Below are 22973 nucleotides of genomic sequence, written 5' to 3'. Positions count from 1 at the left end.
AGTTAACGCAACAGCTCATGAAAACAAACGAAACTCTGATTGACCGCTGGCCACCATTGGATTTTGCCGCCTGGAGCCCAACCCTGATAACGCTCCACCTTTGGACGCAGATTGTGGGGAAAGTCCGGCTTCGGCAAATGCCCTGGATCAACCACTCCTGGCATGTCTCTTTGTACGTGTCTTCGTCGGGACTTACAACCGGAAGCGTGCCTTATAAACAGGGTATTTTTCAACTGGATTTCGATTTTGTGACTCACCACCTGCGTATCAGTACCAGTACGGGTGAACAGGCAGCCATGAAGCTGTACGCCCGTTCGGTCGCCAGCTTTTACCAGGAACTGATGGAGCAACTGGACCGACTCGGCATCGACGTAACCATTCATGGTATCCCGAACGAGGTGGAGGTGGCCATTCCATTTGATGAAGACGAAATTCACTGCGTCTATGATCCCGACAGCGTAGGGCGGTTCTGGCAAGCGCTGATTAGCATTCATACCGTGTTTACCCGGTTTCGGGCGGGCTTTACGGGCAAATGCAGCCCCGTTCATTTTTTCTGGGGCAGTTTTGATCTGGCCGTCACGCGTTTTTCGGGGCGTCGGGCACCGCTGCACTCGGGGGGCGCTCCCAACATGTCGACGCGGGTAATGCAGGAAGCATACTCTCACGAAGTAAGCTCGGCGGGGTTCTGGCCCGGCAGCGAGCAGTTTCCGCAGGCAGTCTTTTATTCCTACTGTTATCCTACGCCGTCGGGCTTTAGCGAGCAGCCGGTCGAACCCGCCGACGCGTTTTTTAGTCCCGATATGGGCGAATTTTTGTTGCCCTACGAAGTGGTTCGCCAATCAGCTGACCCGGAGCAGACCCTGCTGGCTTTCCTGCAAACGACCTACGATGCCGCCGTGTCGACCGCTCACTGGAATCGAAATGAACTGGATTGCGATCTGACATCCTTTGAGTTGTAAGCGCTTGTAAGTCAGGTTGATACTTAATGGATTTGAGTGTTTTTCTTAGCGTTGGTTTGATAAACTAAGGTGCAGACTTTGCAGGTCCACGTAAAAAAGGCGGATTTCAGCCTGAAGCTGGTTCAGCATTTCGGCACGCGTCAATAAGTTATCGGCTCCGTAATCGCCTTCGGGTTTAAAATAAAGCTGTTCTTCCGACGCGGAGGCACCCGCTAAATTATAGTCTACCCAGCGCTGTCGTGTATTATAACTGATCGAATGCTGACCGCCATAGCTTAATGCCTTCTCGGTCAGCATTTGCCAGACAAAAGGCGGGTAAAACGTTGATCGTTGAGGCTGGTTCCAGATTGCGGTCAATAAATTGCGTTCATCCACCAGATGAATAGTCCGTTTTGACGAAACCGCAGCTTTACCGGCCAGTAAAGCACTCGCTACACCGCCACCAATGCTCACGGTTTTGTTGGGCGTATTTGCCTGAATAAACGCGGTTGCCACTGTCGTCAGGGCACCAACCACTACCGAAAAAATGGTTAACTGCTGGATGCGTTTGCTATCCAGTTGTTGCAGGGAGGAGGCCAGTCTATTCGCCCGTTCGGCCTCACAATCGAGTTCGCCTGCAATACCCGACACCTGCATGGAAGCCAGCCAAAGTCGGTCATTGATTTGCTGCCGTTTGGCGAAACGTTCCTGAACATTGCCTGCCAGACTGGTATTTTTCAGCCTGATGAAGTCCTGGAGCAAAAGCAAAATCCCCGCAGCATTGGCTACGAGCAGATCATGGGTCGAAAAGTGATTAGTCAGACTGGTGTCTGTCTGTAAAATGGACTGGATATTCGGAATGGGCAGGTAGCTCGAATCATAATCCAGCCTGATCGTTGGCTGACAGTATTTTTTTTGGTGGCTCAGGCTGGTCAGACCGGATTTATGCGACTGGCAGGATGCCATCAGCAAGCCGATGAGCAGGGTTATGAGGACAGTTGATCGCATAGTTTCCAGACAATTGCCGGGACAAATCTAGAGATAGGTAGGGCGGGAAAAGCGGTAAAAATCGACGGTTTTGCAGTAAAAAGGGGGTATTCGTGTCCAGCGTAGAGAAGCCAGATTGAGCTGAACGCTATGATACAGGATAAGGTTGACGACGCAAGAAGTACGTTAAAAACCTGATCATATTCGACAGTTAAACAATTTTGATAAACTGTGATTAGTATAGTTACATCGAAACCAGTTTGTTTTTAGATCATTTTCTGAACGTTCACTCAATCTATTCGCTATGAAAAAATCCTTTATGTTTTGTCTGGTTTTTGTCCTTCCCGCTGTCTGTCTAACCAGTTGTGAAGATCACCGCGATAGCCCAAATGCATCTTTCCCGGAGCGCATTGATTTTGTGGCTGAACGTCAATATCCGGAAGGCATTGCCTATTCAGCGCAGTTGGATAAATTCCTGATTACATCGATTCCGCAGGGTAAAATTGGTACAGTCGATACCAGGGGTAACTACGAAGATTTGCTGACAGACCCCGGATTTATTGCCGGTATTGGCATGAAAGTAGTCGGCGATCGCGTGTTTGTCTGTAACAGCGATCAGGGGCGATCTACTAGGAGCACCCCGGCAACCACCCGCCAAACCGCTGAACTGCTGGTTTTTAATTTAACTACCCGTCAACTTGAGCGTCGTACCGATCTGGATGCGCTGATTCCGGAAGCCCAACCCAATTTTGCCAATGATGTAACGATTGCCCCAGATGGAACAGCCTATGTGACGGATTCTTTTTCTCCCGTGATTTACAAAGTCACCGCAGGAGGAGCCGCCAGCGTGCTGGTAAGAGATGATGTGCGATTTGCCAGCCCGACTTTTGGCCTGAATGGAATCGCTTACCATCCTAACGGCTACCTTATTGTGGCTAACACAGGACAAGGAAAGTTGTATAAAGTGGATTTGCAGAACGGAAACGCTATTTCTGAAGTAGGAGGGACCGGAGCACTACCCGGCGATGGACTGACTTTTCTGAATGACGACTTATATGTGGTGACGGGTGGCAGTCGGGTGGCTCAGGTGCGTAGCCTGGACAATTGGCAAACCGCTGCTATTATAAAATACGACGCGGCTGGGTATACGGGAGCAACAACCAGTGTAGCCGTCAATAATCAGATATATACGCTCAACGCCCGCATCGGTGAAAACGGTACGGCGCGGGACTTCAGTATTCAGCGGTTCCGCTAGGCTTGTGTTTTAGCTCAAAACCGGTTATCCAGACAGTCAACGAATGACTGTCCGGATAACCGGTTTTTGTGTTCATGGAGGCCAGGTAATTACGGCTAACAGGGGGCTTTCTTAAAAAAAACACCCTTGAGTTATTAACTGACTATGTGTTTAGAAACTAACGGCATATTTGTTGACTAACTGTGCTCTCTCTCAATCAATTCCAGAAATAAGCGGGCGGCCGGTTCGATGAGGGTATCGTTGAAATCGTAGTCGTCGTTATGCAGGGCGGGGGAGTCTTCGCCATTGCCGATGCCAAACATGGCTCCTTTGTACTTCTGGGTAAAGAGCCCGAAATCTTCGCCCCATTTGAATGGTTCCTGCTTCTCGATGTATGGATAACCCAGTTTCAGCGCACTTTGCCTGATTTGCTCAACGGTTTCCGGATCATTCTCATTGGCAAAAAACGCTTCAGTATAGGCAGTTTCTATCTGGATACCAGTTTCGGCTGATAAGTCTGCGAGAAGTGCCAGCAACTGGTTCGTCAGGGCTTCCATTCGTTTCGCATTCCGGGTTCTGAGCGTCAGGTGAACCTCCCCGTAGCCAGCCGATATACCGTAGGATGTCTCGCCCATAGTGGTATACACCGGCGTGATCAGGGCAAAGTCTTCTGACTGCGGCTCCGGGTGCTGGATTTTCTTCGTCTGTAAAACAAAATCGGCCATTACATAGGCCGGATTCAGCCCTTTTTCGGGTTCGGCGGAATGCGAAACCTTGCCCGTAAACTTTACAATCAGGCTGAGTACCGACGAGGTAAATGACCCCGGCCTACAGACCACAACACCCTGTTTGTAGCCGGGTAAATTATGCAGTGCGAAAGCCCGGTCGGGTCGAATACTGGCAAAGGCCGGGTCGTTCAGGACGGCCTCGGCCCCTTTGCCATTTTCTTCGGCGGGCTGAAAGATCAGGTATACCCGACCACGTGTAACGGGCTTTTCGGCCAGCAGAGACGCCAGTCTGGCCAAAATAGCGGCATGGCCATCGTGCCCGCATTTGTGCGAAACACCGTTTATGGACGATCTATGGCCAAATGTGTTGACCTCCTGAATGGGCAAGGCATCAATATCGGCCCGAATCAGCGTAACCGGCCCATGATCATCTTCGCCGTATTGAAGTAGCAATCCCGTTTGCGCTACCTCGGTAATACGCGTTGGATTGAACTGGCTGACGAAGTTCTTTATCCGTTTCCGGGTCTCTATTTCCTGACACGACACTTCGGGGAACTGATGAAGCTCGTGCCGGAATTGGGTGAAAATGTCGGTTTTATCTGAAGTCATTAGGGTAACTTATATCGTAGCGTTGGCTGGCGCGTGTGGGTTGGTGGCTGGCGCGGGCATTTGCCCGTGCCTGTTATTAAGTCAGTATTCACTGACGCAAGCGAACCGGGACGCTGGACCGGCTTGCAAAATAACAGGCACGGGCAAATACTCGCGCCAGCTACAACCACCCATACCGCTAGCGGCTTCCCGAATATTTGGCGGGTTCGCTGTTTTTTGGCGTGCTTTTCTGGATAAACTTGCGGAGGTGCTCGTTGCTGGTGGCAAGGTCTTCTTTGCGGAGGTACATCATGTGACCGCTCCGGTAACCTTCCCAATCCATCCGCTCTTTCAGCTTGCCGCTAGCGTCCATTTGCCACATGTTGTATTTGGCATTGAAATAATCGCAGGCACCATCGTAATAACCCGACTGTACCAGCAGATGCAGGTAAGGGTTCTGCGCCATGGCCTGCCGCAGGTTTTCGCCGGTTTTATTGTTGCTGTTGTCCCAGGGAAACGTAGGGCCAAACATGTAGTATTTGAGGTCGGTTTTATAGTTCAGTTCGTCGCGCATGAACATGTTGATGGCGGGCGTAAACGAATGCAGCCAGGAGGTTAGCTCAGAGTTATAATCGGGAGCAATACCGGCGTCTTTGCTGTCCATACCCAGATACCGGGAGTCCAGCCGACCTACCGTCTGGCTCTTGTCGCGCAGGAGTTCTTTCCAGAAGAAATTAGTCGGCACGTCCAGATTCTGCTGCATGACCGCCGTTTCTGAAATACCCGAATATCGGGCTACTTTGGCCGCTATTTCTTTTCGTTTCTGATCGCTGATAGAGCCACCCAGCGCCAGGGCGGGCAGGTATTCCTGAATGGTGAATTTCTCGACTTCGGGTAAAATCTCGGTCAGGTCTTTCTTCTGCAAATCGGCGGGGAGGGCTTTGTGGTACCAGGCCGTTGCCGCAAAATAAGGCAGTTTCAACACGCCTTTCGCCGGGCCATCCCGCTCGATACCCAGATCGGTTGGCGATACCAGAATCACACCATTGAGGTACATCCAGTGGGCATTCTGCAATTCCAGCGCCAGACCCGACACGCGGGTGGTGCCGTAGCTTTCACCAATCAGGTACTTGGGCGATGCCCAGCGGTTGTAGCGACTCACGAAGGTGTTGATCCAATCGGCCAAGTACTTGATATCGGCATTGACGCCGAAAAACAACTTCGCTGCGGGAACGTCTTTGTTGACCGGACGCGAGAAGCCGGTGTTGACCGGGTCTACGTAAACGATGTCGGCAACGTCCAGAATCGAGTTCGGGTTGTCTTTGATGCCGTAGGGCTGAATGGGGTAGCCTTCGTCGTCAATTTTCAGGATACGGGGCCCGGTATAGCCAATCATCATCCAGACGGATGCCGTACCGGGGCCACCGTTAAAGGAAATCACCAGCGGACGAGCCGCCCGATCGGCCACATCGGAGCGTTCAAAATAGGTAAAGAAGACCCCGGCAACGGGTTTGCCTTCTTCATCCCAAACGGGAATGGTACCTACGGTGGCTTTGTAAGGAACGCGCTGGCCTTTGATCGTTACCTGACCGTTGGTTACTACCTGCGAGTCGATGTTCAGGCTTCGGCTGAGCGAAGAAGGTTTTTCTTCTTTAGGCTGTGCTTTGTCGGTGGTGGGTTTCTGTGCGTAGGTGCTGATCAGGGTTTGGCAGCAGATAAGCAGCAAGAGGGAAATCTGTTTCATGGATATAGGGATGAGTGTAGCCGGAAGAGAATGTCATCCAGGCGCGTATTTTTCGACCGAAGATAGTGAGAATAACAGAATTGTATTCCGTATTTTAGCCGGGTACCTAACCAAACTGTCCATGAAACAGCTTTTTGCCCTTTTGTTACTCGCCGGTTATGGCGTGTCGGCCCAGTCGCTGTCGAAACCCGAAGCGAGCGTTATTGCCACTGTCAAAAAGCAGATGCCGGAAACGGAAGCCTTTCTTGAAAAGGTTGTCAACATCAACAGTGGCAGCCTCAACAAAGAAGGCGTCCGGACGGTTGGCAAGCTGATGTCAGACGAACTCGATAAGCTCGGCTTTAAAACAGAATGGGTTACGTTGCCTGACTCACTCAACCGGGCCGGGCATCTGGTGGCTACCCGGCAGGGCAAAAAAGGGAAAAAACTGTTCCTGATCGGGCATCTGGATACCGTCTTCGAAAAGAGCCTGCCCATGGAGCCGTTCACCCGAATCAATGACTCCACTGCCTCCGGGCAGGGTGTCAATGACATGAAAGGGGGCGATGTGCTGGTGATTGCGGCTCTGAAAGCGCTCCATGCTCAGAAGCTGCTCGATGATACATCCATCACCATTTACTTCACGGGCGATGAAGAGAGCGGGGGAGGGGCCGCCAGCCGGGCTGACTTCATTGAACGGGCGCGGAAGTGTGATATCGCCCTGGCGTTTGAGACGGCGCAGGGTTTAAGCAGCGTAACGACCGGACGGCGGGGTGCCAGCGGCTGGACGCTGAACGTGAAAGCGCGTACCGGTCACTCCTCCCGGATTTTCAGCGAAATGGGCTACGGAGCCATTTATGAAGCCGTTCGGATATTGAACGAGTTTCGGCGGACGCTGGGGCAGGAGCAATACCTGACGTTCAACCCCGGCCTGATTGTGGGCGGTTCTGAAGTGCGGTACGACGATAAGACCGCCAAAGCCGAAACCATCGGTAAAACCAATATCGTGGCTGAAACGGCTTTGGTACAAGGCGACCTGCGTTTCCTGACCGAAAGCCAGAAGGAGAGCGCCCGCGCCAAAATGCGCGAGATTGTCGATAAAAGCTTACCCCAGACCAAAGCCACGATTTCCTTCTCCGATGGCATCCCGTCTATGGAGCCAACCGCTGCCAACGACGAACTCCGCAAGCAACTGGATAAGCTTAGCCGGGATATGGGACTGGGTCCCGTTAGCGCTTTTGACCCCGGCGCACGCGGGGCTGGCGACGTGTCGTTTGTGGCGCAGTACATGCCCTGCCTGGATGGTCTGGGCGCATCGGGCAAAGGGGCACACAGTATCGAGGAAACCATCAACACCAAAGAATTCCCCTCGCTGATTCAACGCACCGCTTTGTTTATCTATAGGCTGACGCGGTAGGGGACTCATTTGCGTGATACTTAGTTATTTTGATGGGGTTGAGTTGGTGGTGTAAGGGTGGAGGTGTTCTTTTGGGTGATGGTTCGTATAGTCGTGGATCGGATGAGGTTGATTGTCGTTCTGTGTTGTTGCGTACACTGGTGTGTTGGGTGAACCGGCCAAGATGGCAGGCATGGGCGGGTACCGTTCGACCGGCCGCAGGGCTTGTTATGGAAATCAAGCTTATTTGTCATCTTTCGAGCGATAGTTGGCTCGCCAATTGGGAAATTTCAAAAGTTCCTTTATCAGCCGCCTGTTGACAGAATAAATGCCCCGACAGGCAGCTTTCAAGTCTCAATTTCTGGGTTTCTGGCGACACAGGCAGCGCCCTGATCAGAAAAATATTACGAATCAGTCAGCTCTTGATGAGAAGTAAGTTTTATGCTCACAACAACCGTTAAGTATGAACTGATTTTAACTGGTAGCATCTTAAGTTTATTTGCTTGTCAGATTCCTGCTCATCAAGTAAGAGATCAGGTTTATCAATACCAGTTAGTAGCTGAACAATCGTTGGAATGCTATCTTAGTGAACCACCGGATGGAGCACGTAAAGCAAATATTCCGGTTGGAGATACTATTACAGCGGAATCGGCTAGCTACTTAACCGGCATACCTGCCTATAGCAAAGTAGTTCATCAACAGAAAGAAGTTTGGGTATTTGGCGCCCTTTCCAAAACTCGCGTTGTTAGTAAAAAGAAAGTGATGCCTGCCTACAGAAAGAACCTTCCTGAAGTGGTCATATTCAAGCGTCCAGAATAAATATCAGTTCTGGAGTGCTGATTTTGTAAGGAATTAACAAGATATGCCATTATGTGTATTAGTGCTTCGCTCCGCGTTGGCATACTTTGATTCGTTGGTCGGCTCCCGTTGACAAGCCAAACGCCTGAGTCGGGAGGACTTTGGGGTTTCAACGTCCAGCCTCCTTACGACAGTCCAAACTCTTTAACAAGGGTTTGGACTCTTTCCGATAACTTTACTGCATGAATTTGTACAATGATAATGAGCGGTTTATTTCGATTCTCTCCGACTACGGCTTTAAAGTGACCTTTGGCAATGAGTCCGATACGCGGTTCTTGCGCAGAGCTTTACAGGCTCTTATCCAATCGACCGTAGCCATTGCCAAAGTAGAGTTTATAGAGAGTGAGATTCCAGGGCTAACCAAAGACAGTCGAAGCGGGATTTATGATATAGCTTGCGTCGATGAAACCGGCAATCAGTTTATTGTCGAAATGCAGTTGAGCAAGTACCCTGACTTTATTCAGCGTATGAAATTCTACTCATTCTATCGTTTGAACACCCTGATTCGGAAAGGTAAATACAGATTTGAAGGCTTACCTAGAATTTATTGCATTGGCATTTTGGCTGTTAATATCTTTCCAGACGTTGCTGATTATCATAACATTGCCGTTTTGAAAAACGAAAAAGGCGAACTGATTGACGATCAGACTTCGTTTATCACAGTAGAATTAGCTAAATTCAAAAAGCGTTTAGTTAGTGTCCAGACTGATTTGGACAAACTCATTTATACGATGAAGACCATACACAAAGCTACCAAACCCAAGCAGTTTCCCCAGTTCTGGAATGAGGAGTGGTTAGAAGCAGCAATAAAGGAGTTGGACACGCGGGCCATGACCCCCGAAAAACGTATGGCTTACGAGATGACTTTATCCGCTAATGCGTTGGCGGTGGAGAATGAGAATAAAAAGATTCAGGAAGCAAAATCGGAAGTAAAAACAGAAGCAGTAAAAAAAGCCCTCAATCGAGGCAAACTTACAGTTGAAGAAATAGCTGAAGACAATGGAGTCTCTACTGATTTTGTTCTTGAAATTCAACGAGGGTTAACCCAAAAACCATAAGTCGGGCTTCCGGCGACAGGCCACTCGTTCCGAAGTTAAGATTGACAGACTAACCGTGCGATTCCGAAAAAACTTCCTACGCTCACCATCAACACGCATTGGCGTTGGGTGAACCGGTTATAAAGTGCTTTTGGATACGTTCCCTGACAGGAACTCGGCAGTATATAAACTCACTGTTAGGCCCTGACCCACCAATGCCACCATGTCGCTAAGTCCCCCATTTCGCGGGCGTGACCTGATCCATTACAAAACGAATAGGCGCATACGCTTCATTCTCCTGATTGCGGGCGTTTGCCTGTTTTCCGTTCCCAAAAAGACCTTCCTGAATTCAAAAGACGGATATAACACCGTTTTGCTGGATTTTCTGTCGAAATTGAGGGCGTTTCTACCTTTTTAAAACAACCTGATTAATCATTTGCTCCTATGAAGTATCTTCTCCTTTGCCTCCTGTCGGTCAGTGTAAGCCTTTCGGTATCCGGTCAGCACAAACAGATCGTAAAAGCGCGGGTTGCGCCCGCAACGCCCTATCCCTTTAGTCCGGGAGTAATTAGTAACGGGTTCCTGTTTGTTTCGGGTCAGGTGGGAACGGACCCGCAAACCGGTAAACTGGTTGAGGGCGGTATCGAAGCGGAAACCGTTCAGACCATCAAAAATATCAAAACCATTCTGGAGGATGCCGGTGCTTCTCTCGATGATGTGGTGAACGTGACGGTTTACCTGAGCAATATGGACGATTTCCCGAAGATGAACGCCATTTACAAGCAGTATTTCAAGGAAGGTTCGTACCCGGCCCGAGCCACCATTGGGGCGGCTAAGCTGGTCTTCGGGTCCAGCGTCGAGATGACCATGACGGCCGCCATGCCTCAGAAAAAGAAGTAGATTCATCTCCAGACCCTTGATTAATGAACACATTGACTCGACTCCTGACCTTTGTCCTGATTTGCTGTACGTTGCTGGCGGTTGCTCAAAAGCCTAAACCGAATAAGGGAATTGCGCCTGTACCGGCTTTTGCCGTACCGGTAAGGCTCGAAAAAGAGCTTCTGCGCCTGTCCAATATGTCGGAAGGCACCGTTGGTATCTGCGCTGTTCATATTGAGAGTGGAAAGACCATCACGCAGAATGGGAAGGATCACTTTCCAATGGCCAGCTCGTACAAAGTGGCCATAGCTACTCAATTACTGAGCCGGGTCGACAGCGGCAGCCTCGCCCTCAACCAGCTTATTCCGATTGTCAAAACGGATTTTCATCCCGGCAGTGGGATGTTGTCGGAGCGGTTTAACTGGCCCAATTCGCCAGCTACTGATCTCTCGCTGTCGGTGAGAAGTCTGCTCGAACTGATGTTGCTCATTAGCGACAACAGCGCGACGGATATTTGCCTTCGACTGGCCGGTGGCCCTGCTGCGGTGAATGCCTGTATGAAACGGATTGGTGTTGAGGGCTTACGGGTCGACCGGCCCACGGCCTGGCTCATTGCCGACTGCGTGGGTATTCCGATGGACATGAATCAGGCCTGGTCGCCTGCCCGTTATGATTCGCTGGCTAAATTCAGCACCGCCGAAAAACGAATGGCGAGTTACGTAGCGTTTGAGAACGACATTCGGGATACGTCCACGCCGGAGGCCATGACGCTTTTATTGACCAAACTCTACACCCAGCCGGTTCTTAAACCTGCCAGTCAGGCGTTGATGCTGGACATTATGAAGCGTTGTGAAACGGGTCTCGCCCGGCTGAAAGGAGCCTTGCCGCCTAATACCGAAGTATTGCACAAGACTGGTACTATAGGCCTTACCGCCAGCGATGTGGGAATCATCACCCTGCCCGACAACGCCGGACACGTCGCAATTTCCGTTTTCGTCAAAGCCTCTAAAAAAGAGGGTGCTGTGCGCGAACGGACCATCGCCGAGGTAACCCGCACTATTTACGATTACTTCCTTTTTCAAAATTAGTGGAGTGGGGTAATTGTGTACTTGTATCAGACAGTATCCTGCTGTCTGGCCGCTAGCCTAAGAATAGACTGCTTGCCCCGTTTCAACTTGGCTGATTACGGCAATTTTTAGCCTGACGGCCAAACAGCAGGATGCTGTCTGATACAAGTACACTCACTACACTCACTCCACCCACTCCACCAAATTACAACGACCCGCGCCGGATCATGTAGAAGGGGTTTTTGACTTTAATCCGTTTGTTGTCCAGCAAAAGTGAGGCTGCCGTATAGCCCATCGCTTCAAAATCGGTGGTGATGACCGTGATGTTCAGCAACTCCTTGAGCGTCGTTTCGTTGAACGAAATAATTCCAATGTCGCGGCCGAGTTCGTAGTTGGACTGGCGGACCTTCTTCACCAACTCCGACAGGTCTGTTTCTTCCACAACCACGTAGGCGGTGCCCGGCTGAATGGTCTCGTCGATGGCGTTTTCCTTGATGCTGAAGTCTTTATCGAAATTGACGCAAAACGACCGGAATCCATGCGCTATTTCTGATGGGTAATTGCCGTCGCTGGGCAGGGTGAGCACCATCCGGCTGTATTTCGTCAGTAAATCCTGCGCGTTCTCCAGCGCTTCGCAGATGTCTTTGTCGAAGTTCTGGTAAACAGTCAGGGGTGAGCTTCCTAACTCCGACACGTCTTTGTCGAGCAGGACTAGTTCATTGGGCGGTATCGACTCAAGGACGCTCAGGTAGTTCGCTTTGTCCAGATCCTGCGTGAAGTGCGGCATAACAACGTAGTAGTTGTATTTGCCGAGATTCTTCTCGATGATCTCCTGGAAATGACGTGCGTTGTAGTGATGAATCTGAAGATCGACGGTCGCTTTATCGCCAAGCGCTTTCAGGAATGCGTAATAGATTATCTTCTTGTACGAGCTAAGTTTATTGAAAACCAGAAGGATTTTGAGTTTGGTGGTCGACTGGCTCTGCACATAATAACCTTTGCCCTGCACCGAGGTAATGTAACCCCGCTCCCGAAGTTCGCGGTAAGCTTTCTCAACGGTGTCGCGCGCCAGGTAATATTCAACGCTTAACTCACTGATGGAGGGGAGTTGCTCGTTGTTTTTCAGCACGCCCCGCTCAATGTCCGTTATGACAGACTGGACAATCTGCTTGTACTTAGGGGTTTTATCTTTTGGGTTGAACTGAAGCTTGTAAACCGGAGAAAAGGTGTTGCAATAAACATCGACAAAGCTTCCGTACGGTTGACGGCGTCCCTGGTTCTGCGTAATAACTTTATCAACCATGCTAGTACTGTTTTATGTATTTTTCTGAGAGAAGGTATCTCTCTACCCCCAATACATTTACGTCTACGTTCTATAAGTTTCAAAATTAAACGATAAATAAAGAAATATGTAGCTCACTATTTTTATGCAATCGTTGCCGAAAGCAATTAGAAAGGGTATTTAAGTAATAAATTATTGTAAATAATAAAGCATTAAGGCTAGGTTTTTTAGTTGAAAGAAATACTATTCGTGATGGTACAATGGTTTGAAAAATTATACTTATCCAAGAAAATATCGAGTAAACGCGTCGTTATCTACACTGATGACCGGTTGATTCAATAATTGATCATTGGTAGATGGACCGGTGCTGTGCCTTTATGTGAGAAGTACGGTTTAAACGAATTTCTTACTCTCCTCTCTGACTTCTACGCGCTGGCTACTCAACTATGGATCGAACGTCTACACACCTTATTGCTCTCTTTCTCTTCTTGTTGCCAATCCTGTCAGTTGCCCAGACCGCTGGTAATCAACGCCAGGCTTGGGTGAGAGGCACCCTCGTCGACGAAAAGAAAGCGCCTATCCCCTTTACAACCGTTGCGTTGCATCGAACCGCCGACTCCACGTTGGTTACGGGGGTAGTGGCCGATGAATCCGGCGTGTTTGCACTGCAAACCAGGCCGGGAAACTACTTTTTAAAAATCAGTGCCGTGTCTTTTCTGGAAAAAATTATTCCGGGTTTTGCGCTTGGTGACCAGGACAAGCAACTCGGTACCCTAACCTTGACGGCAACGGCAAAGCGACTCGACGAGGTGGTGGTGATGGGCGAGAAAAGCCAGATGGAATTAGCCCTCGATAAACGGATTTTCAACGTTGGCAAAGACCTGGCAAACGCGGGTGGAACAGCTTCGGACATTTTGAAAAACATACCTTCTGTGGCCGTTGATGGGGAGGGTAACGTTAGCCTGCGCGGGAGTAACAGCGTTCGGATTCTGATTGACGGAAAACCCTCCGGGCTGGTGAGCTTCAAAGGGGGGAGCGGCCTTCAGCAATTGCAGGGCAGCATCATCGAGCGGGTTGAGGTGATCACCAATCCATCGGCGCGTTACGAAGCTGAGGGCATGGGAGGTATTATCAATATTGTTCTTAAGAAAGAACGAAAAGAAGGCATTAATGGCTCGTTCGACGTCATTACGGGTTATCCGAGTAACTTCGGAGCAGCGGCCAACGTCAATTACCGACGTAAGAATCTGAATTTCTTCGTTAATTACACCGCTTCCTTCCGGAATACACCCGGCCGGAGTTCGCTGTATCAAGAAGTGTACGATGCTAATACAACCTTTGTTTACCGGCAAAATTCAACTAATAACCTTAAAGGGCAGAATAACAACGCCCGCGCCGGTATCGACTACTATTTCAGTCCGAAGAGCATTCTAACGGCGTCTTATACCTGGCGGCTCAGCAAGGGCAAGCGCTTTGCGGATATTCAATACCTCGATTACCTGCCCAACTCCAACCACACCGTTCAGGCGATTACGAACCGGACGCAGGATGAGACCGAAACAGAGCCAAACTCGGAGTATGTGGTAAGTTATAAAAAAACGTTTGCCCGGCAAGGACACGAACTTACCGCCGACATTCGCTACCTCGACAACTGGGAAAAATCAGACCAGTTCTTCACCCAGAAAATGCTTCAGCCGGATGGCAAACCCTCGGCTGTACCGGACGTTCTCCAGCGGTCGATCAATGACGAAACCGAGAAACAACTACTTATTCAGGTCGACTATGTGCAGCCGTTTGCCAAAGACGGTAAGCTGGAAGGCGGGATGCGCCTGAGCTCGCGGGACATGACCAACGATTATACCGTTACGCAGCAGAGTCTGGGTGGCTCCTGGACACCATTGCCGGGCCTGACCAATGATTTTCTGTATGTCGAAAAGATCAACGCCCTGTACGGAATTGTGGGCAACAAGATGCGGAAGTTTTCCTATCAGATGGGCCTCCGGGCCGAGTGGACCGATGTAACGACCACCCTCAAACAAACTAACGACGTGAACCCGCGTAGCTACGCCAACCTCTTTCCGAGTGTACACGCCACCTACGATCTGCCCCGTCAGCATGCCTTACAAATCAGCTACAGCCGCCGGGTGCGCAGGCCCCAGTACAACGATTTGAGCCCGTTCATGACCTTCAGCGATAACCGTAACTTCTTCAGCGGTAATCCCGACCTGAATCCCGAGTTCACAAACGCGTTCGAGATTGGGCACATCAAGTACGTCGAAAAAGGGTCGATGAGTTCGTCGATCTATTACCGGCACACAACGGGAAAAATCATTCGGATTCGGCGGGTCGATGAGCAGGGGAACTCCAACACCCGCCCCGAAAACCTCGCTACCGAAGACTCGTATGGTGCGGAGTTTACGGGGTCTTATGCGCTTTACAAATGGTGGAAGCTGGACGGAAGCGTTAATCTCTTCCGGGCTGTTACCAACGGTGGTAATCTGGACGCGAGTTACCAGAGCGATACGTACAGCTGGTTTACCCGCTTGACATCCCGTTTTACGGTTCTGAAAAATATGGACATTCAGATGCGGGGAAACTATGAAGCCCCGCAAAAAACGCCACAGGGAAGCCGGAAAGCCATTGCTACGCTGGACCTCTCGTTCAGCAAGGACATTCTCAAAAATAATGGAACGCTGGTGTTCAACGTCATTGATGTGTTCAATTCACGTCGGTATCGCTCCATCACGGAAGGAGCCAACTTCTACACAGAAAGCAACTCGCAGGGGCGTTTACGCCAGTTTAATCTAACGTTGAATTACAGGCTGCACCAGGCTAAAAAGAAGATGAAAGAGCCCGGTGAAGGAGAGTTTTAATCGCTGTCAGTACGCACGATACGGGTGCTGTTATGAACCTGTTTAGGGTTTGCTGAGTTGTCATTCTCGCGGAAGTTTGCCCGCCAGAAAGGGCAGCGGATCACTAACTGACATCAACTTGACAGATACACACCACCAAATCAAAGTCGGGCTTTTTGCCCTGTGCCAGCGCTACGTTCAAAAGCGTATCGACACCGCCCGGCAGGCGATGGAAGCGGCTCAGGAAGCGGCTAATTCGGAGTCAAAAAGCAGCGCGGGGGATAAGTACGAAACGGGTCGGGCAATGGCCCAGCTCGAACGGGATCGACATGCGCAACTGCTGGCCGAAGCGGTAAAGATCGAACGGGAACTGAAGCAACTGGTTATCGAAAAAAGCTATGAAATCGTGCAGCCCGGTAGTGTAGCCATCACCAATCGGGGCTTGTTTTTTATAAGCATTGGGGCCGGAAAGATGGCACTTGATGGCGTCGACTACTTTGCTGTCTCGGCGGCATCGCCCATTGGAACGCTACTGGCAGGGCATAGGGTAGGTGATACCGTCACGTTTAACAAGATGGCGTATCAGATACAGGAGGTTTTCTGAAGAAGTTTTTGACAGGATTAACAGGATTGATGTTGCCAAATCCTGTTAATCCTGTCGAAGAGTTAAAACACTCTCTCGCCACCAATCCAGGTCTGCTTCACTTTTGTAGCCCGTAGCTCAGGAGTAGGGGCGGTCATGATGTCGCGGTCGAGGATCACAAAGTCAGCTTGCTTGCCGGGAGCGATGCTGCCGCGCAGCTGGTCTTCAAAACAAGCATAAGCGGCCCAGCGCGTCATAGCCAGCAACGCCGATTTCCGGTCAACGGCGTTTTCCATTTGATAACCACCCTTCGGGAAGTTTTTGGCATCCTGCCGAGCTACCGCCGAGTGAAAGCCGAACAGGGGGTTCACCGCTTCTACCGGGAAATCGCTGCCGAATGCAATGACGTTGTTCTGTTTCATCAAGTCTTTGAACGCGTAAGCCCCTTTCACCCGGATAGGCCCCAGTCGTTCGGTGGCCCAATACATATCTGAAGTAGCGTGCGTGGGCTGAACGGATGGAATGATCGAGTACCGCCCAAACTTCCAGAAATCATCGGCCGATACCACCTGAGCGTGTTCGATGCGCCAGCGCCGGTCGTTTTTGCCTTTCAGCAGCTTTCCGTAAATATCGAGCATGAGGTGGTTGGCTGAATCGCCGATGCAGTGCGTGTTGGCCTGAAATTTTGAGTCGTACAGCAGTTTGCTGACCCGCTCCAGTTCAGATGGGCCAAGCAGCAGAAAGCCGCCGGTTTCGGGACGGTCGCTGTACGGTTTCCGGAGACACGCCCCCCGTGAACCCAGTGCGCCATCGGCATACAGTTTAAACGAACGCACTGTTAGTCGGTCGGTTTGGAACGGGCCGCGTTTCAGAAAGTAATTCAGATTTGGCTCACCAAGGCTCACCATCGCGTAATCCCGAATTTTTAGTTTGTTCGTTTTGTGCAGGCTATCGATCAGGTTAATTTCATCGGGGCTAATGCCCGCGTCGGAAATCGTTGTAAGGCCGAGCGACACACAAACCTTTTCGGCTGCCAGCAACATCTTCGCTTTATCGGACAGGTCGGGCTGGGGAATTACCCGCTTGATTAGTTGCATGGCGTTGTCGACCAGAATTCCGGTTGGTTGCCCGTTGGCAAGAATAATTTCGCCCCCTGGCATTTTGGAGCCCGCCGTTACCTGAGCCAGTCGGAGCGCCTTTGAGTTGACGAACAGGGCATGGCCATCTACCCGCATCAGCGCCACCGGAACATCGGGGAAAGCCGCATCCAGTTTTTCTTTGGTTGGAAACGCTTTTTCGGGCCAGTCATTCTGGTCCCAACCCCGGCCGGTAAGCCATAGAGCATCCGGGTGTTGTTTATGAAAGACTTTCAGGCGTTCGAGCAGTTCATCATACGACTCAGCGCCTACCAGATCGGCCTGGCTAAGTACCTGGCCCAGCCCCAGGAAGTGGGCGTGGGGGTCATAAAAGCCTGGATACACCGGCTGTCCACCGAGGTCGGCTGTACTATCGGCTTCGTATTCGCTTTTCAGGGTAGAACCGGGACCAACAGCAATAAATTTACCGTCTTTAATCACAAAAGCATCGGCAACGGAGAAGCTCGAATCGGCGGTATAAATGCGGGCATTAGTAACGAGCAGATCGGCTTTTTTCCTGGACGAGCAGCCGGAAAGTAGAGTAAGCAGTACGGGAATGAGCAGTACGAGTCGGTTCATAATGGACGGTTTGGAAAGTTGCAAGTTAGGAGAAAGTTAATAAGCCAACCAGCTAATCGCAGATTCTCGTAATTTTGTCTTAATTGTCCTAGATAACCTTAATTCAATGAAGCTCAGTAGCTGGATATTTTTTACCTGTATCTCCTTTTCTGCCCTCGCTCAACAAACTCCAAATGCCATACAACGTGCTCAGCAACGAACTTTCACGGTAGCTACGATTCCGCAACCCGGCGAAGTGTTGACATTACAACAGGCTATCGCTCAGTCTATTGAGAAGAACTATCAGATTCAAATCAATCGCTCCCAGGAAGATATTGCCCGCAACAACTTTACCAAGGGTAATGCCGGTTATCTGCCCATACTTACGTTTAATGGTAACTCAAACGGTGGTATACAGAATTTCCGTCAGACATTTATTGACAACATTCGACCTCCCCAATCAGCCAGCGGTATCTTCAACCGAACCTCTAATTTAGGTGTTAACCTGAATTACACGGTTTTTAATGGCTATGCCCGCTCAACTTTATACAATCAATTGTCCCAATTAGTAAAAATTGGTACGGTCAACACACGGGCTAACATCGAAGCTACTGTTGCCAGTGTAGCCACCAGTTATTATGATGTTGTGCGGCAGTTGCAGCGCCTGATTGCCTTTAGTCAGGCACTCGATATTTCGCGCGAACGGCTCGAACTGGCCCGCGCCAACTACGAAGTCGGAACGCGTTCGAAAGTTGATTTTCTGAGTGCTCAGGTCGACTATAATACCGACAGTGCCGCGCTTATTTCGCAGGAGCAGGCGCTGCGTAACGCAAAAACCTTACTTAACTCGCAACTCATCCGCGACCCGCAGGCCGAGTTTGCCGTACGGGATACGATCATTGTCCGGCCAACGCTTCAGCTGGAGCCACTGCAACAATCGCTAAGCACAAATAACCCGTTTCTGGCGGCTGCCGTACTGAACCGGACCATTGCAGATTTAAACGTTCGTCTGGCCAATGCCCAGCAATTACCGCTCGTGTCGGCCACGACGGGCTATAACTACCAGTTTCAGGATAACCAGGGCGGTTTTGGGGTAGCAACCGGCCGTACCGGCGCACTGACCTACAACATAACGGCAACGATTCCCATTTTCAACGGCTACAACCTGAAACGGCAGATTCAGAACGCCCGAGTAAACACGCTAATCGCACAAAGCCAGGAAAATAATCAGCGACTCCAACTGCAACTGGCATTGGTGCAAACCTACCAGATTTACCAGACGAGCATTCGCCTGCTGAACCTTGAAGTGCAGAACAACCTGCTGGCTAATCAGAACGTCGATATTGCGTACGACCGCTACCGGATTGGTAACTCCACATTCGTCGAGTTTCGCGATGTTCAGCGAAATGCGATCAACGCCCAAACCCGCCTGATCGAGGCTGAATTTAATGCGAAAGCGGCCGAGATCGAGTTACTGCGTCTGAGCAGTACCATCACCCAGGAGTTAGGGCAGTAGAGCCTGTGGCAAACAGTTACTGACAAAAGCGGGTTAATAAGCCATCGAAAGTCAGTACCTGTTTGCCACCACTCATTATGTCAGAACCTGTTCAGCCCTTCGACTGGGGGCGAATGTTTATCCATGATCTACCATGGACTTACCTCGGCGAAGTAGCCTTTAGGACCGCCTTCATGTTTGTCATCCTGCTCACCGCATTAACCGTTTCGGGCAAGCGGGAAGTACGGCAGCTATCCATTTACGAACTGGTTCTGGTTATTGGCCTAGGCTCCGCAGCAGGCGACCCTATGTTTTACGACGATGTGCCAATCGCGTCGGCCATTGTGGTGTTCATTGTTATGATGAGTTGCTACAAACTCGCTACTTATATCAGTGACCGAAATAAGACAGTTCGTGATGTGCTGGAAGGGAAAGCCGTGTATGTTATCGAAGATGGCTGCATACTTACCCAGAACTTCGATCAGGAAGATTTAAGCGTTGAAGAGCTTTTTTCTGACCTTCGCGTTGAGGGTGTTGAACATCTGGGTCAGGTGCGTGTCGCTATTCTGGAGCATAACGGCCAACTTAGTATTTTCCAATTCAAGCCTGATGAAGTCAAAGCCGGACTGCCCATTTTGCCCAATGACTTGAAAAAGAGCACTGAACAAATTGAGGAGTCGGGTAAATATGCCTGCTGCAATTGCGGACACGTTCAGTCGTTTACAGCACCTGCCGGTCCGGAAAACTGCCGCCATTGCAACCAGACAAAGTGGGTAAAAGCTGTAAACTAATACAGCCTATGCCACTAGCTTTTTAGCTGCCGGGGTTTTCACCACGGTTTTGATTTCGTCCTTCAAAAATTTCAACAGCAATTTCTCGATCCCATCCAGTCCATACGGGCTGGTTTGCTTAAAGCGCGTTTTTTGCTTGATGTACGGATTTAGGTCCTGGCATTCATAAGCTTCCAGAATCTGCGGATGGACATAATGCTTTCGGCAAACGGTGCGGGTATTTCCTAACTTGTGCGAGACCTCATCCAGCACAGTGTTCACATTTTTCTTCAGCTCTTTCTCCGTTTCGCAAGGTTCCAGTTCGGCCAGAAGCCGCAGGGCATTCACCGTACCCGCCCAGGTGCGAAAATCTTTTGCCGAAAACTCGTCTCCCATGGTTTCGTGCAGATAAGCGTTTACCATGCCGGAGTCGATGGGGTGGCGGTCGCCGTTTTCGTCGAGATATTGGAACAACTCCTTACCAGGAATATCACGACAGGCTTTTACCAGGCGCGAAAGTCGGCTGTCGTGAAGGGTTATATCGTGGTAAATGCCTTTTTTACCTTTGAAGCTGAACCGGACTTCGGTGCCTTCCAGTTTCACGTGCCGGTCCTTCAGAGTAGTCAAGCCATAAGAACCGTACTCTTTTTCGTAAGCTGCATTACCTACCCGAATGAGCGTTTGCTCCATAACGCTCAGCGCAATGGCAATTACTTTTTCGCGGGTCAGTTCACGCGTTTTAAGGTCTTTTGCCAACCGTTCACGCAATAGGGGCAGGGCTTCGCCAAAGGCCACCATCCGAAAAAATTTTGTCTGACTCCGAATAGCGTTCCATTTTGGATGATAGCGGTATTGTTTGCGGTTTTTGGTATCGATGCCCGTAGCCTGTAAATGCCCGTTTGCTTTGGGGCTTATCCAGACATTTTCCCAGGCTGGCGGAAGAATGAGGCTACGGATACGGGTCAGTGCGTCGGCATCTTCCAATTCATTGCCTTTGTGGTCGACGTACCTGAATTCATCCCCAAGGCGCTGGCGTTTAATACCGGGCATTGTATCGCTCATATAAATCAGTCGGGCGGCCCGGGCCGTTTCGGCTGGGTCATGCGTCAATTCAAGTAAATCCACGTTCGTTGAGTGTTGAGAAATTTAGTCAATGAGTAACTGCTTTGATAAGGCATTAGTTAACCATATGACTAATTTTTTGAACGAGCAGATGAACAGTGAATACGGACTTACCGGCTACCCACGCGCCAGTCGGAGGCTTTCCCAAAAAACCACAGAGATAATGTCGTAGCGTAATGATAGAAATCCGTTGGGTGAATCAGGCTGTTAAACGAGTCGGCTTTTGTGGCTAAGCCCATCATCATGGCAGCCAGGACAACCCAAAGGCCTCGTTTATTGCGCTGGAGTAATGAAAAAACGGCAAGCAGCATTAATGCCAAAATTCCCATTGAGGGCACGATGGGTGTAAAGACGCGCACATCGGGCAGCAGAAGAGAAATGAAGAGAAACAGGCCAAAAAGAATCGTTGTGACAAAGGAGATCAAAGAGAGCGTTCGCTGGTTCAGCAGCGCATAAACCGCCGTCACCACGCACACAACCCCCAGTGTATCAGAGAGAACGATCATAGATCGGTGTAGCGGTTCCAGCGATTCGTTACCGGCAAAAAGGGCTACCCCGATAAGAGCCGCTACTGACGTTGTCAACAAAAAGAACCCCCATAAAAGTCGATTGAAGAGGGAAATGCGTCCAAAAAAGTGCCAGAACACCCCGACGCCCGCCCCGGCTAAAATAGAGCCGGAAAGGATGTGCGAAAAAATCATCACGTAATTTACGAAGTTTCGGCTACTTTTGCCCAACTTTTTAAAAGATACAGGCCTACGCAACGAAAGAAGAAAGAAGGTGACCATTTTTGTGAATCTATGCTGCTTTCGTTGCCTATTTCTGTAAGTAATTAACCGTATCGCCAACGATTTACAAACCGTCATGAGTGTTTTAGTCAACAAAGACTCCAAAGTTATCGTCCAGGGCTTTACCGGCTCGGAAGGCAGTTTTCATGCCCAGCAGATGATTGAATATGGCACCAACGTCGTTGGGGGCGTAACGCCTGGTAAGGGTGGTCAAACCCATCTCGACCGGCCTGTATTTAATACCGTTCAGCAAGCTGTTGACCAGGCCGGTGCCAATGTCTCCATCATCTTTGTGCCGCCCGCTTTTGCCGCCGATGCGATCATGGAAGCCGCCGAAGCCGGTATCAAAGTCATTATCTGCATTACTGAAGGCATTCCAACGGAAGATATGGTAGCCGTTAAAAACTACCTCTCCGGCAAAGATGTTCGCCTGATTGGTCCCAACTGCCCCGGCGTAATGACCGCCGATGAATGCAAAGTTGGCATCATGCCCGGGTTCATCTTCACCAAGGGAACCATTGGTATTGTCTCTAAATCGGGGACGTTAACTTACGAAGCCGTTGACCAACTGACAAAAGCGGGTTTGGGCCAGTCGACCGCTATTGGTATTGGAGGTGACCCGATCATTGGCACGACGACCAAAGAGGCCGTTGAACTACTCATGAACGACCCGGATACCGAAGCGATTGTCATGATTGGTGAAATTGGCGGAGGTATGGAAGCCGAAGCCGCACGCTGGATTCAGGCCGATGGTAATCGCAAGCCGGTTGTTGGCTTCATTGCCGGTCAAACCGCACCCAAAGGTCGCCGGATGGGCCACGCAGGGGCTATTGTGGGTGGTGCGGACGATACCGCAGCTGCCAAAATGGCAATCATGCGCGAATGTGGTATTCACGTAGTAGAATCTCCCGCGCTCATTGGCGATACCATGTTGAAAGCCTTAGGAAAATAA

The 22973-nt window shown here is 50.2% G+C and carries 21 protein-coding genes; 13 read left to right on the top strand and 8 right to left on the bottom strand.

Going from position 1 to position 22973, the window contains the following annotated elements:
- Positions 1–17 precede the first annotated feature (17 nt).
- Complete coding sequence (locus tag CRO74_RS28150) at positions 18–959, top strand: DUF5996 family protein (RefSeq protein WP_097131090.1); 942 nt, start codon at positions 18–20, stop codon at positions 957–959.
- Between the two features lie 45 nt (positions 960–1004).
- On the opposite strand, the gene CRO74_RS28145 is transcribed toward CRO74_RS28150, so the two are convergent.
- A complete protein-coding gene (locus CRO74_RS28145; RefSeq protein ID WP_097131088.1) occupies positions 1005–1946 on the bottom strand; it encodes a hypothetical protein in 942 nt (313 codons plus the stop codon).
- A 283-nt stretch (positions 1947–2229) separates the two neighbouring features.
- On the opposite strand from CRO74_RS28145, the gene CRO74_RS28140 reads away from it, so the two are divergent.
- Positions 2230–3180 (top strand): SMP-30/gluconolactonase/LRE family protein, encoded by a 951-nt coding sequence (locus CRO74_RS28140; RefSeq protein WP_097131086.1) that lies wholly within the window; start codon positions 2230–2232, stop codon positions 3178–3180.
- Between the two features lie 176 nt (positions 3181–3356).
- On the opposite strand, the gene CRO74_RS28135 is transcribed toward CRO74_RS28140, so the two are convergent.
- Together CRO74_RS28135 and CRO74_RS28130 are read right to left on the bottom strand one after the other, a co-directional pair.
- A complete protein-coding gene (locus CRO74_RS28135) occupies positions 3357–4496 on the bottom strand; it encodes an amidohydrolase (RefSeq protein ID WP_097131084.1) in 1140 nt (379 codons plus the stop codon).
- 178 nt (positions 4497–4674) lie between these two features.
- The gene (locus tag CRO74_RS28130) at positions 4675–6219 is read right to left on the bottom strand and encodes a S10 family peptidase (protein WP_097131082.1); all 1545 of its coding nucleotides are present in this window, start codon (positions 6217–6219) and stop codon (positions 4675–4677) included.
- A 121-nt stretch (positions 6220–6340) separates the two neighbouring features.
- Between CRO74_RS28130 and CRO74_RS28125 the strand changes: the two genes are divergently transcribed.
- Positions 6341–7615 (top strand): M20/M25/M40 family metallo-hydrolase, encoded by a 1275-nt coding sequence (locus CRO74_RS28125; RefSeq protein ID WP_097131080.1) that lies wholly within the window; start codon positions 6341–6343, stop codon positions 7613–7615.
- A gap of 24 nt (positions 7616–7639) precedes the next feature.
- Here CRO74_RS28125 and CRO74_RS31750 read toward each other — a convergent pair whose 3' ends face one another.
- Entirely contained in the window at positions 7640–7789 is a 150-nt protein-coding gene (locus tag CRO74_RS31750) for a hypothetical protein (RefSeq protein ID WP_179830327.1), read from the bottom strand.
- Positions 7790–8035: 246 nt separating this feature from the next.
- Here CRO74_RS31750 and CRO74_RS28120 point away from each other — a divergent pair, with 246 nt between their 5' ends.
- The 5 genes from CRO74_RS28120 to bla all read left to right on the top strand — a co-directional run bounded on the left by CRO74_RS28120 (position 8036) and on the right by bla (position 11456).
- A complete protein-coding gene (locus CRO74_RS28120) occupies positions 8036–8413 on the top strand; it encodes a hypothetical protein (protein ID WP_097131078.1) in 378 nt (125 codons plus the stop codon).
- A gap of 221 nt (positions 8414–8634) precedes the next feature.
- Positions 8635–9510, top strand: coding sequence for an Rpn family recombination-promoting nuclease/putative transposase (locus CRO74_RS28115; protein ID WP_097131075.1), 876 nt, complete (start codon positions 8635–8637; stop codon positions 9508–9510).
- Positions 9511–9712: 202 nt separating this feature from the next.
- Complete coding sequence (locus tag CRO74_RS28110) at positions 9713–9907, top strand: hypothetical protein (protein ID WP_097131073.1); 195 nt, start codon at positions 9713–9715, stop codon at positions 9905–9907.
- 26 nt (positions 9908–9933) lie between these two features.
- Positions 9934–10389 carry a RidA family protein gene (locus CRO74_RS28105; protein ID WP_097131071.1) on the top strand — a complete coding sequence of 152 codons (456 nt, stop codon included), beginning with the start codon at positions 9934–9936 and terminating at the stop codon, positions 10387–10389.
- A gap of 23 nt (positions 10390–10412) precedes the next feature.
- Positions 10413–11456, top strand: a complete 1044-nt coding sequence (gene bla, locus CRO74_RS28100) for a class A beta-lactamase (RefSeq protein WP_097131069.1) — start codon at positions 10413–10415, stop codon at positions 11454–11456.
- A 184-nt stretch (positions 11457–11640) separates the two neighbouring features.
- On the opposite strand, the gene CRO74_RS28095 is transcribed toward bla, so the two are convergent.
- A complete protein-coding gene (locus CRO74_RS28095) occupies positions 11641–12738 on the bottom strand; it encodes a GntR family transcriptional regulator (RefSeq protein ID WP_097131067.1) in 1098 nt (365 codons plus the stop codon).
- Between the two features lie 425 nt (positions 12739–13163).
- Here CRO74_RS28095 and CRO74_RS28090 point away from each other — a divergent pair, with 425 nt between their 5' ends.
- Positions 13164–15590 (top strand): TonB-dependent receptor domain-containing protein, encoded by a 2427-nt coding sequence (locus CRO74_RS28090; RefSeq protein WP_097131065.1) that lies wholly within the window; start codon positions 13164–13166, stop codon positions 15588–15590.
- A gap of 118 nt (positions 15591–15708) precedes the next feature.
- Positions 15709–16173 carry a 3-oxoacyl-ACP synthase gene (locus CRO74_RS28085; protein WP_097131063.1) on the top strand — a complete coding sequence of 155 codons (465 nt, stop codon included), beginning with the start codon at positions 15709–15711 and terminating at the stop codon, positions 16171–16173.
- 62 nt (positions 16174–16235) lie between these two features.
- Here CRO74_RS28085 and CRO74_RS28080 read toward each other — a convergent pair whose 3' ends face one another.
- Positions 16236–17867 (bottom strand): amidohydrolase, encoded by a 1632-nt coding sequence (locus tag CRO74_RS28080; protein WP_097131061.1) that lies wholly within the window; start codon positions 17865–17867, stop codon positions 16236–16238.
- A gap of 106 nt (positions 17868–17973) precedes the next feature.
- Between CRO74_RS28080 and CRO74_RS28075 the strand changes: the two genes are divergently transcribed.
- Together CRO74_RS28075 and CRO74_RS28070 are read left to right on the top strand one after the other, a co-directional pair.
- Positions 17974–19362 carry a TolC family protein gene (locus CRO74_RS28075; RefSeq protein WP_097131059.1) on the top strand — a complete coding sequence of 463 codons (1389 nt, stop codon included), beginning with the start codon at positions 17974–17976 and terminating at the stop codon, positions 19360–19362.
- A 77-nt stretch (positions 19363–19439) separates the two neighbouring features.
- On the top strand, positions 19440–20132 hold the full coding sequence (locus CRO74_RS28070; RefSeq protein ID WP_097131057.1) for a DUF421 domain-containing protein: 693 nt from the start codon (positions 19440–19442) through the stop codon (positions 20130–20132).
- Positions 20133–20138: 6 nt separating this feature from the next.
- On the opposite strand, the gene CRO74_RS28065 is transcribed toward CRO74_RS28070, so the two are convergent.
- The gene (locus CRO74_RS28065; protein WP_097131055.1) at positions 20139–21236 is read right to left on the bottom strand and encodes a DNA topoisomerase IB; all 1098 of its coding nucleotides are present in this window, start codon (positions 21234–21236) and stop codon (positions 20139–20141) included.
- A 107-nt stretch (positions 21237–21343) separates the two neighbouring features.
- Entirely contained in the window at positions 21344–21934 is a 591-nt protein-coding gene (locus tag CRO74_RS28060) for a DUF6962 family protein (protein ID WP_179830326.1), read from the bottom strand.
- 163 nt (positions 21935–22097) lie between these two features.
- Here CRO74_RS28060 and sucD point away from each other — a divergent pair, with 163 nt between their 5' ends.
- Entirely contained in the window at positions 22098–22973 is an 876-nt protein-coding gene (sucD, locus tag CRO74_RS28055; RefSeq protein ID WP_097131050.1) for a succinate--CoA ligase subunit alpha, read from the top strand.

This window comes from Spirosoma fluviale, from assembly GCF_900230225.1.
Taxonomy (GTDB): Bacteria; Bacteroidota; Bacteroidia; order Cytophagales; family Spirosomataceae; genus Spirosoma; species Spirosoma fluviale.
The sequence above is the reverse complement of the archived record's forward strand: the minus strand, read 5'-3'. Positions and strand labels throughout refer to the sequence as shown.

Coding starts and splice junctions, on each gene's coding strand:
- CRO74_RS28150 (WP_097131090.1), top strand. CDS start 18: ATGAAAACAAACGAAACTCTGATTGACCGCTGGCCACCATTGGATTTT.
- CRO74_RS28145 (WP_097131088.1), bottom strand. CDS start 1,946: ATGCGATCAACTGTCCTCATAACCCTGCTCATCGGCTTGCTGATGGCA.
- CRO74_RS28140 (WP_097131086.1), top strand. CDS start 2,230: ATGAAAAAATCCTTTATGTTTTGTCTGGTTTTTGTCCTTCCCGCTGTC.
- CRO74_RS28135 (WP_097131084.1), bottom strand. CDS start 4,496: ATGACTTCAGATAAAACCGACATTTTCACCCAATTCCGGCACGAGCTT.
- CRO74_RS28130 (WP_097131082.1), bottom strand. CDS start 6,219: ATGAAACAGATTTCCCTCTTGCTGCTTATCTGCTGCCAAACCCTGATC.
- CRO74_RS28125 (WP_097131080.1), top strand. CDS start 6,341: ATGAAACAGCTTTTTGCCCTTTTGTTACTCGCCGGTTATGGCGTGTCG.
- CRO74_RS31750 (WP_179830327.1), bottom strand. CDS start 7,789: ATGCCTGCCATCTTGGCCGGTTCACCCAACACACCAGTGTACGCAACA.
- CRO74_RS28120 (WP_097131078.1), top strand. CDS start 8,036: ATGCTCACAACAACCGTTAAGTATGAACTGATTTTAACTGGTAGCATC.
- CRO74_RS28115 (WP_097131075.1), top strand. CDS start 8,635: ATGAATTTGTACAATGATAATGAGCGGTTTATTTCGATTCTCTCCGAC.
- CRO74_RS28110 (WP_097131073.1), top strand. CDS start 9,713: ATGTCGCTAAGTCCCCCATTTCGCGGGCGTGACCTGATCCATTACAAA.
- CRO74_RS28105 (WP_097131071.1), top strand. CDS start 9,934: ATGAAGTATCTTCTCCTTTGCCTCCTGTCGGTCAGTGTAAGCCTTTCG.
- bla (WP_097131069.1), top strand. CDS start 10,413: ATGAACACATTGACTCGACTCCTGACCTTTGTCCTGATTTGCTGTACG.
- CRO74_RS28095 (WP_097131067.1), bottom strand. CDS start 12,738: ATGGTTGATAAAGTTATTACGCAGAACCAGGGACGCCGTCAACCGTAC.
- CRO74_RS28090 (WP_097131065.1), top strand. CDS start 13,164: ATGGATCGAACGTCTACACACCTTATTGCTCTCTTTCTCTTCTTGTTG.
- CRO74_RS28080 (WP_097131061.1), bottom strand. CDS start 17,867: ATGAACCGACTCGTACTGCTCATTCCCGTACTGCTTACTCTACTTTCC.
- CRO74_RS28075 (WP_097131059.1), top strand. CDS start 17,974: ATGAAGCTCAGTAGCTGGATATTTTTTACCTGTATCTCCTTTTCTGCC.
- CRO74_RS28070 (WP_097131057.1), top strand. CDS start 19,440: ATGTCAGAACCTGTTCAGCCCTTCGACTGGGGGCGAATGTTTATCCAT.
- CRO74_RS28060 (WP_179830326.1), bottom strand. CDS start 21,934: ATGATTTTTTCGCACATCCTTTCCGGCTCTATTTTAGCCGGGGCGGGC.
- sucD (WP_097131050.1), top strand. CDS start 22,098: ATGAGTGTTTTAGTCAACAAAGACTCCAAAGTTATCGTCCAGGGCTTT.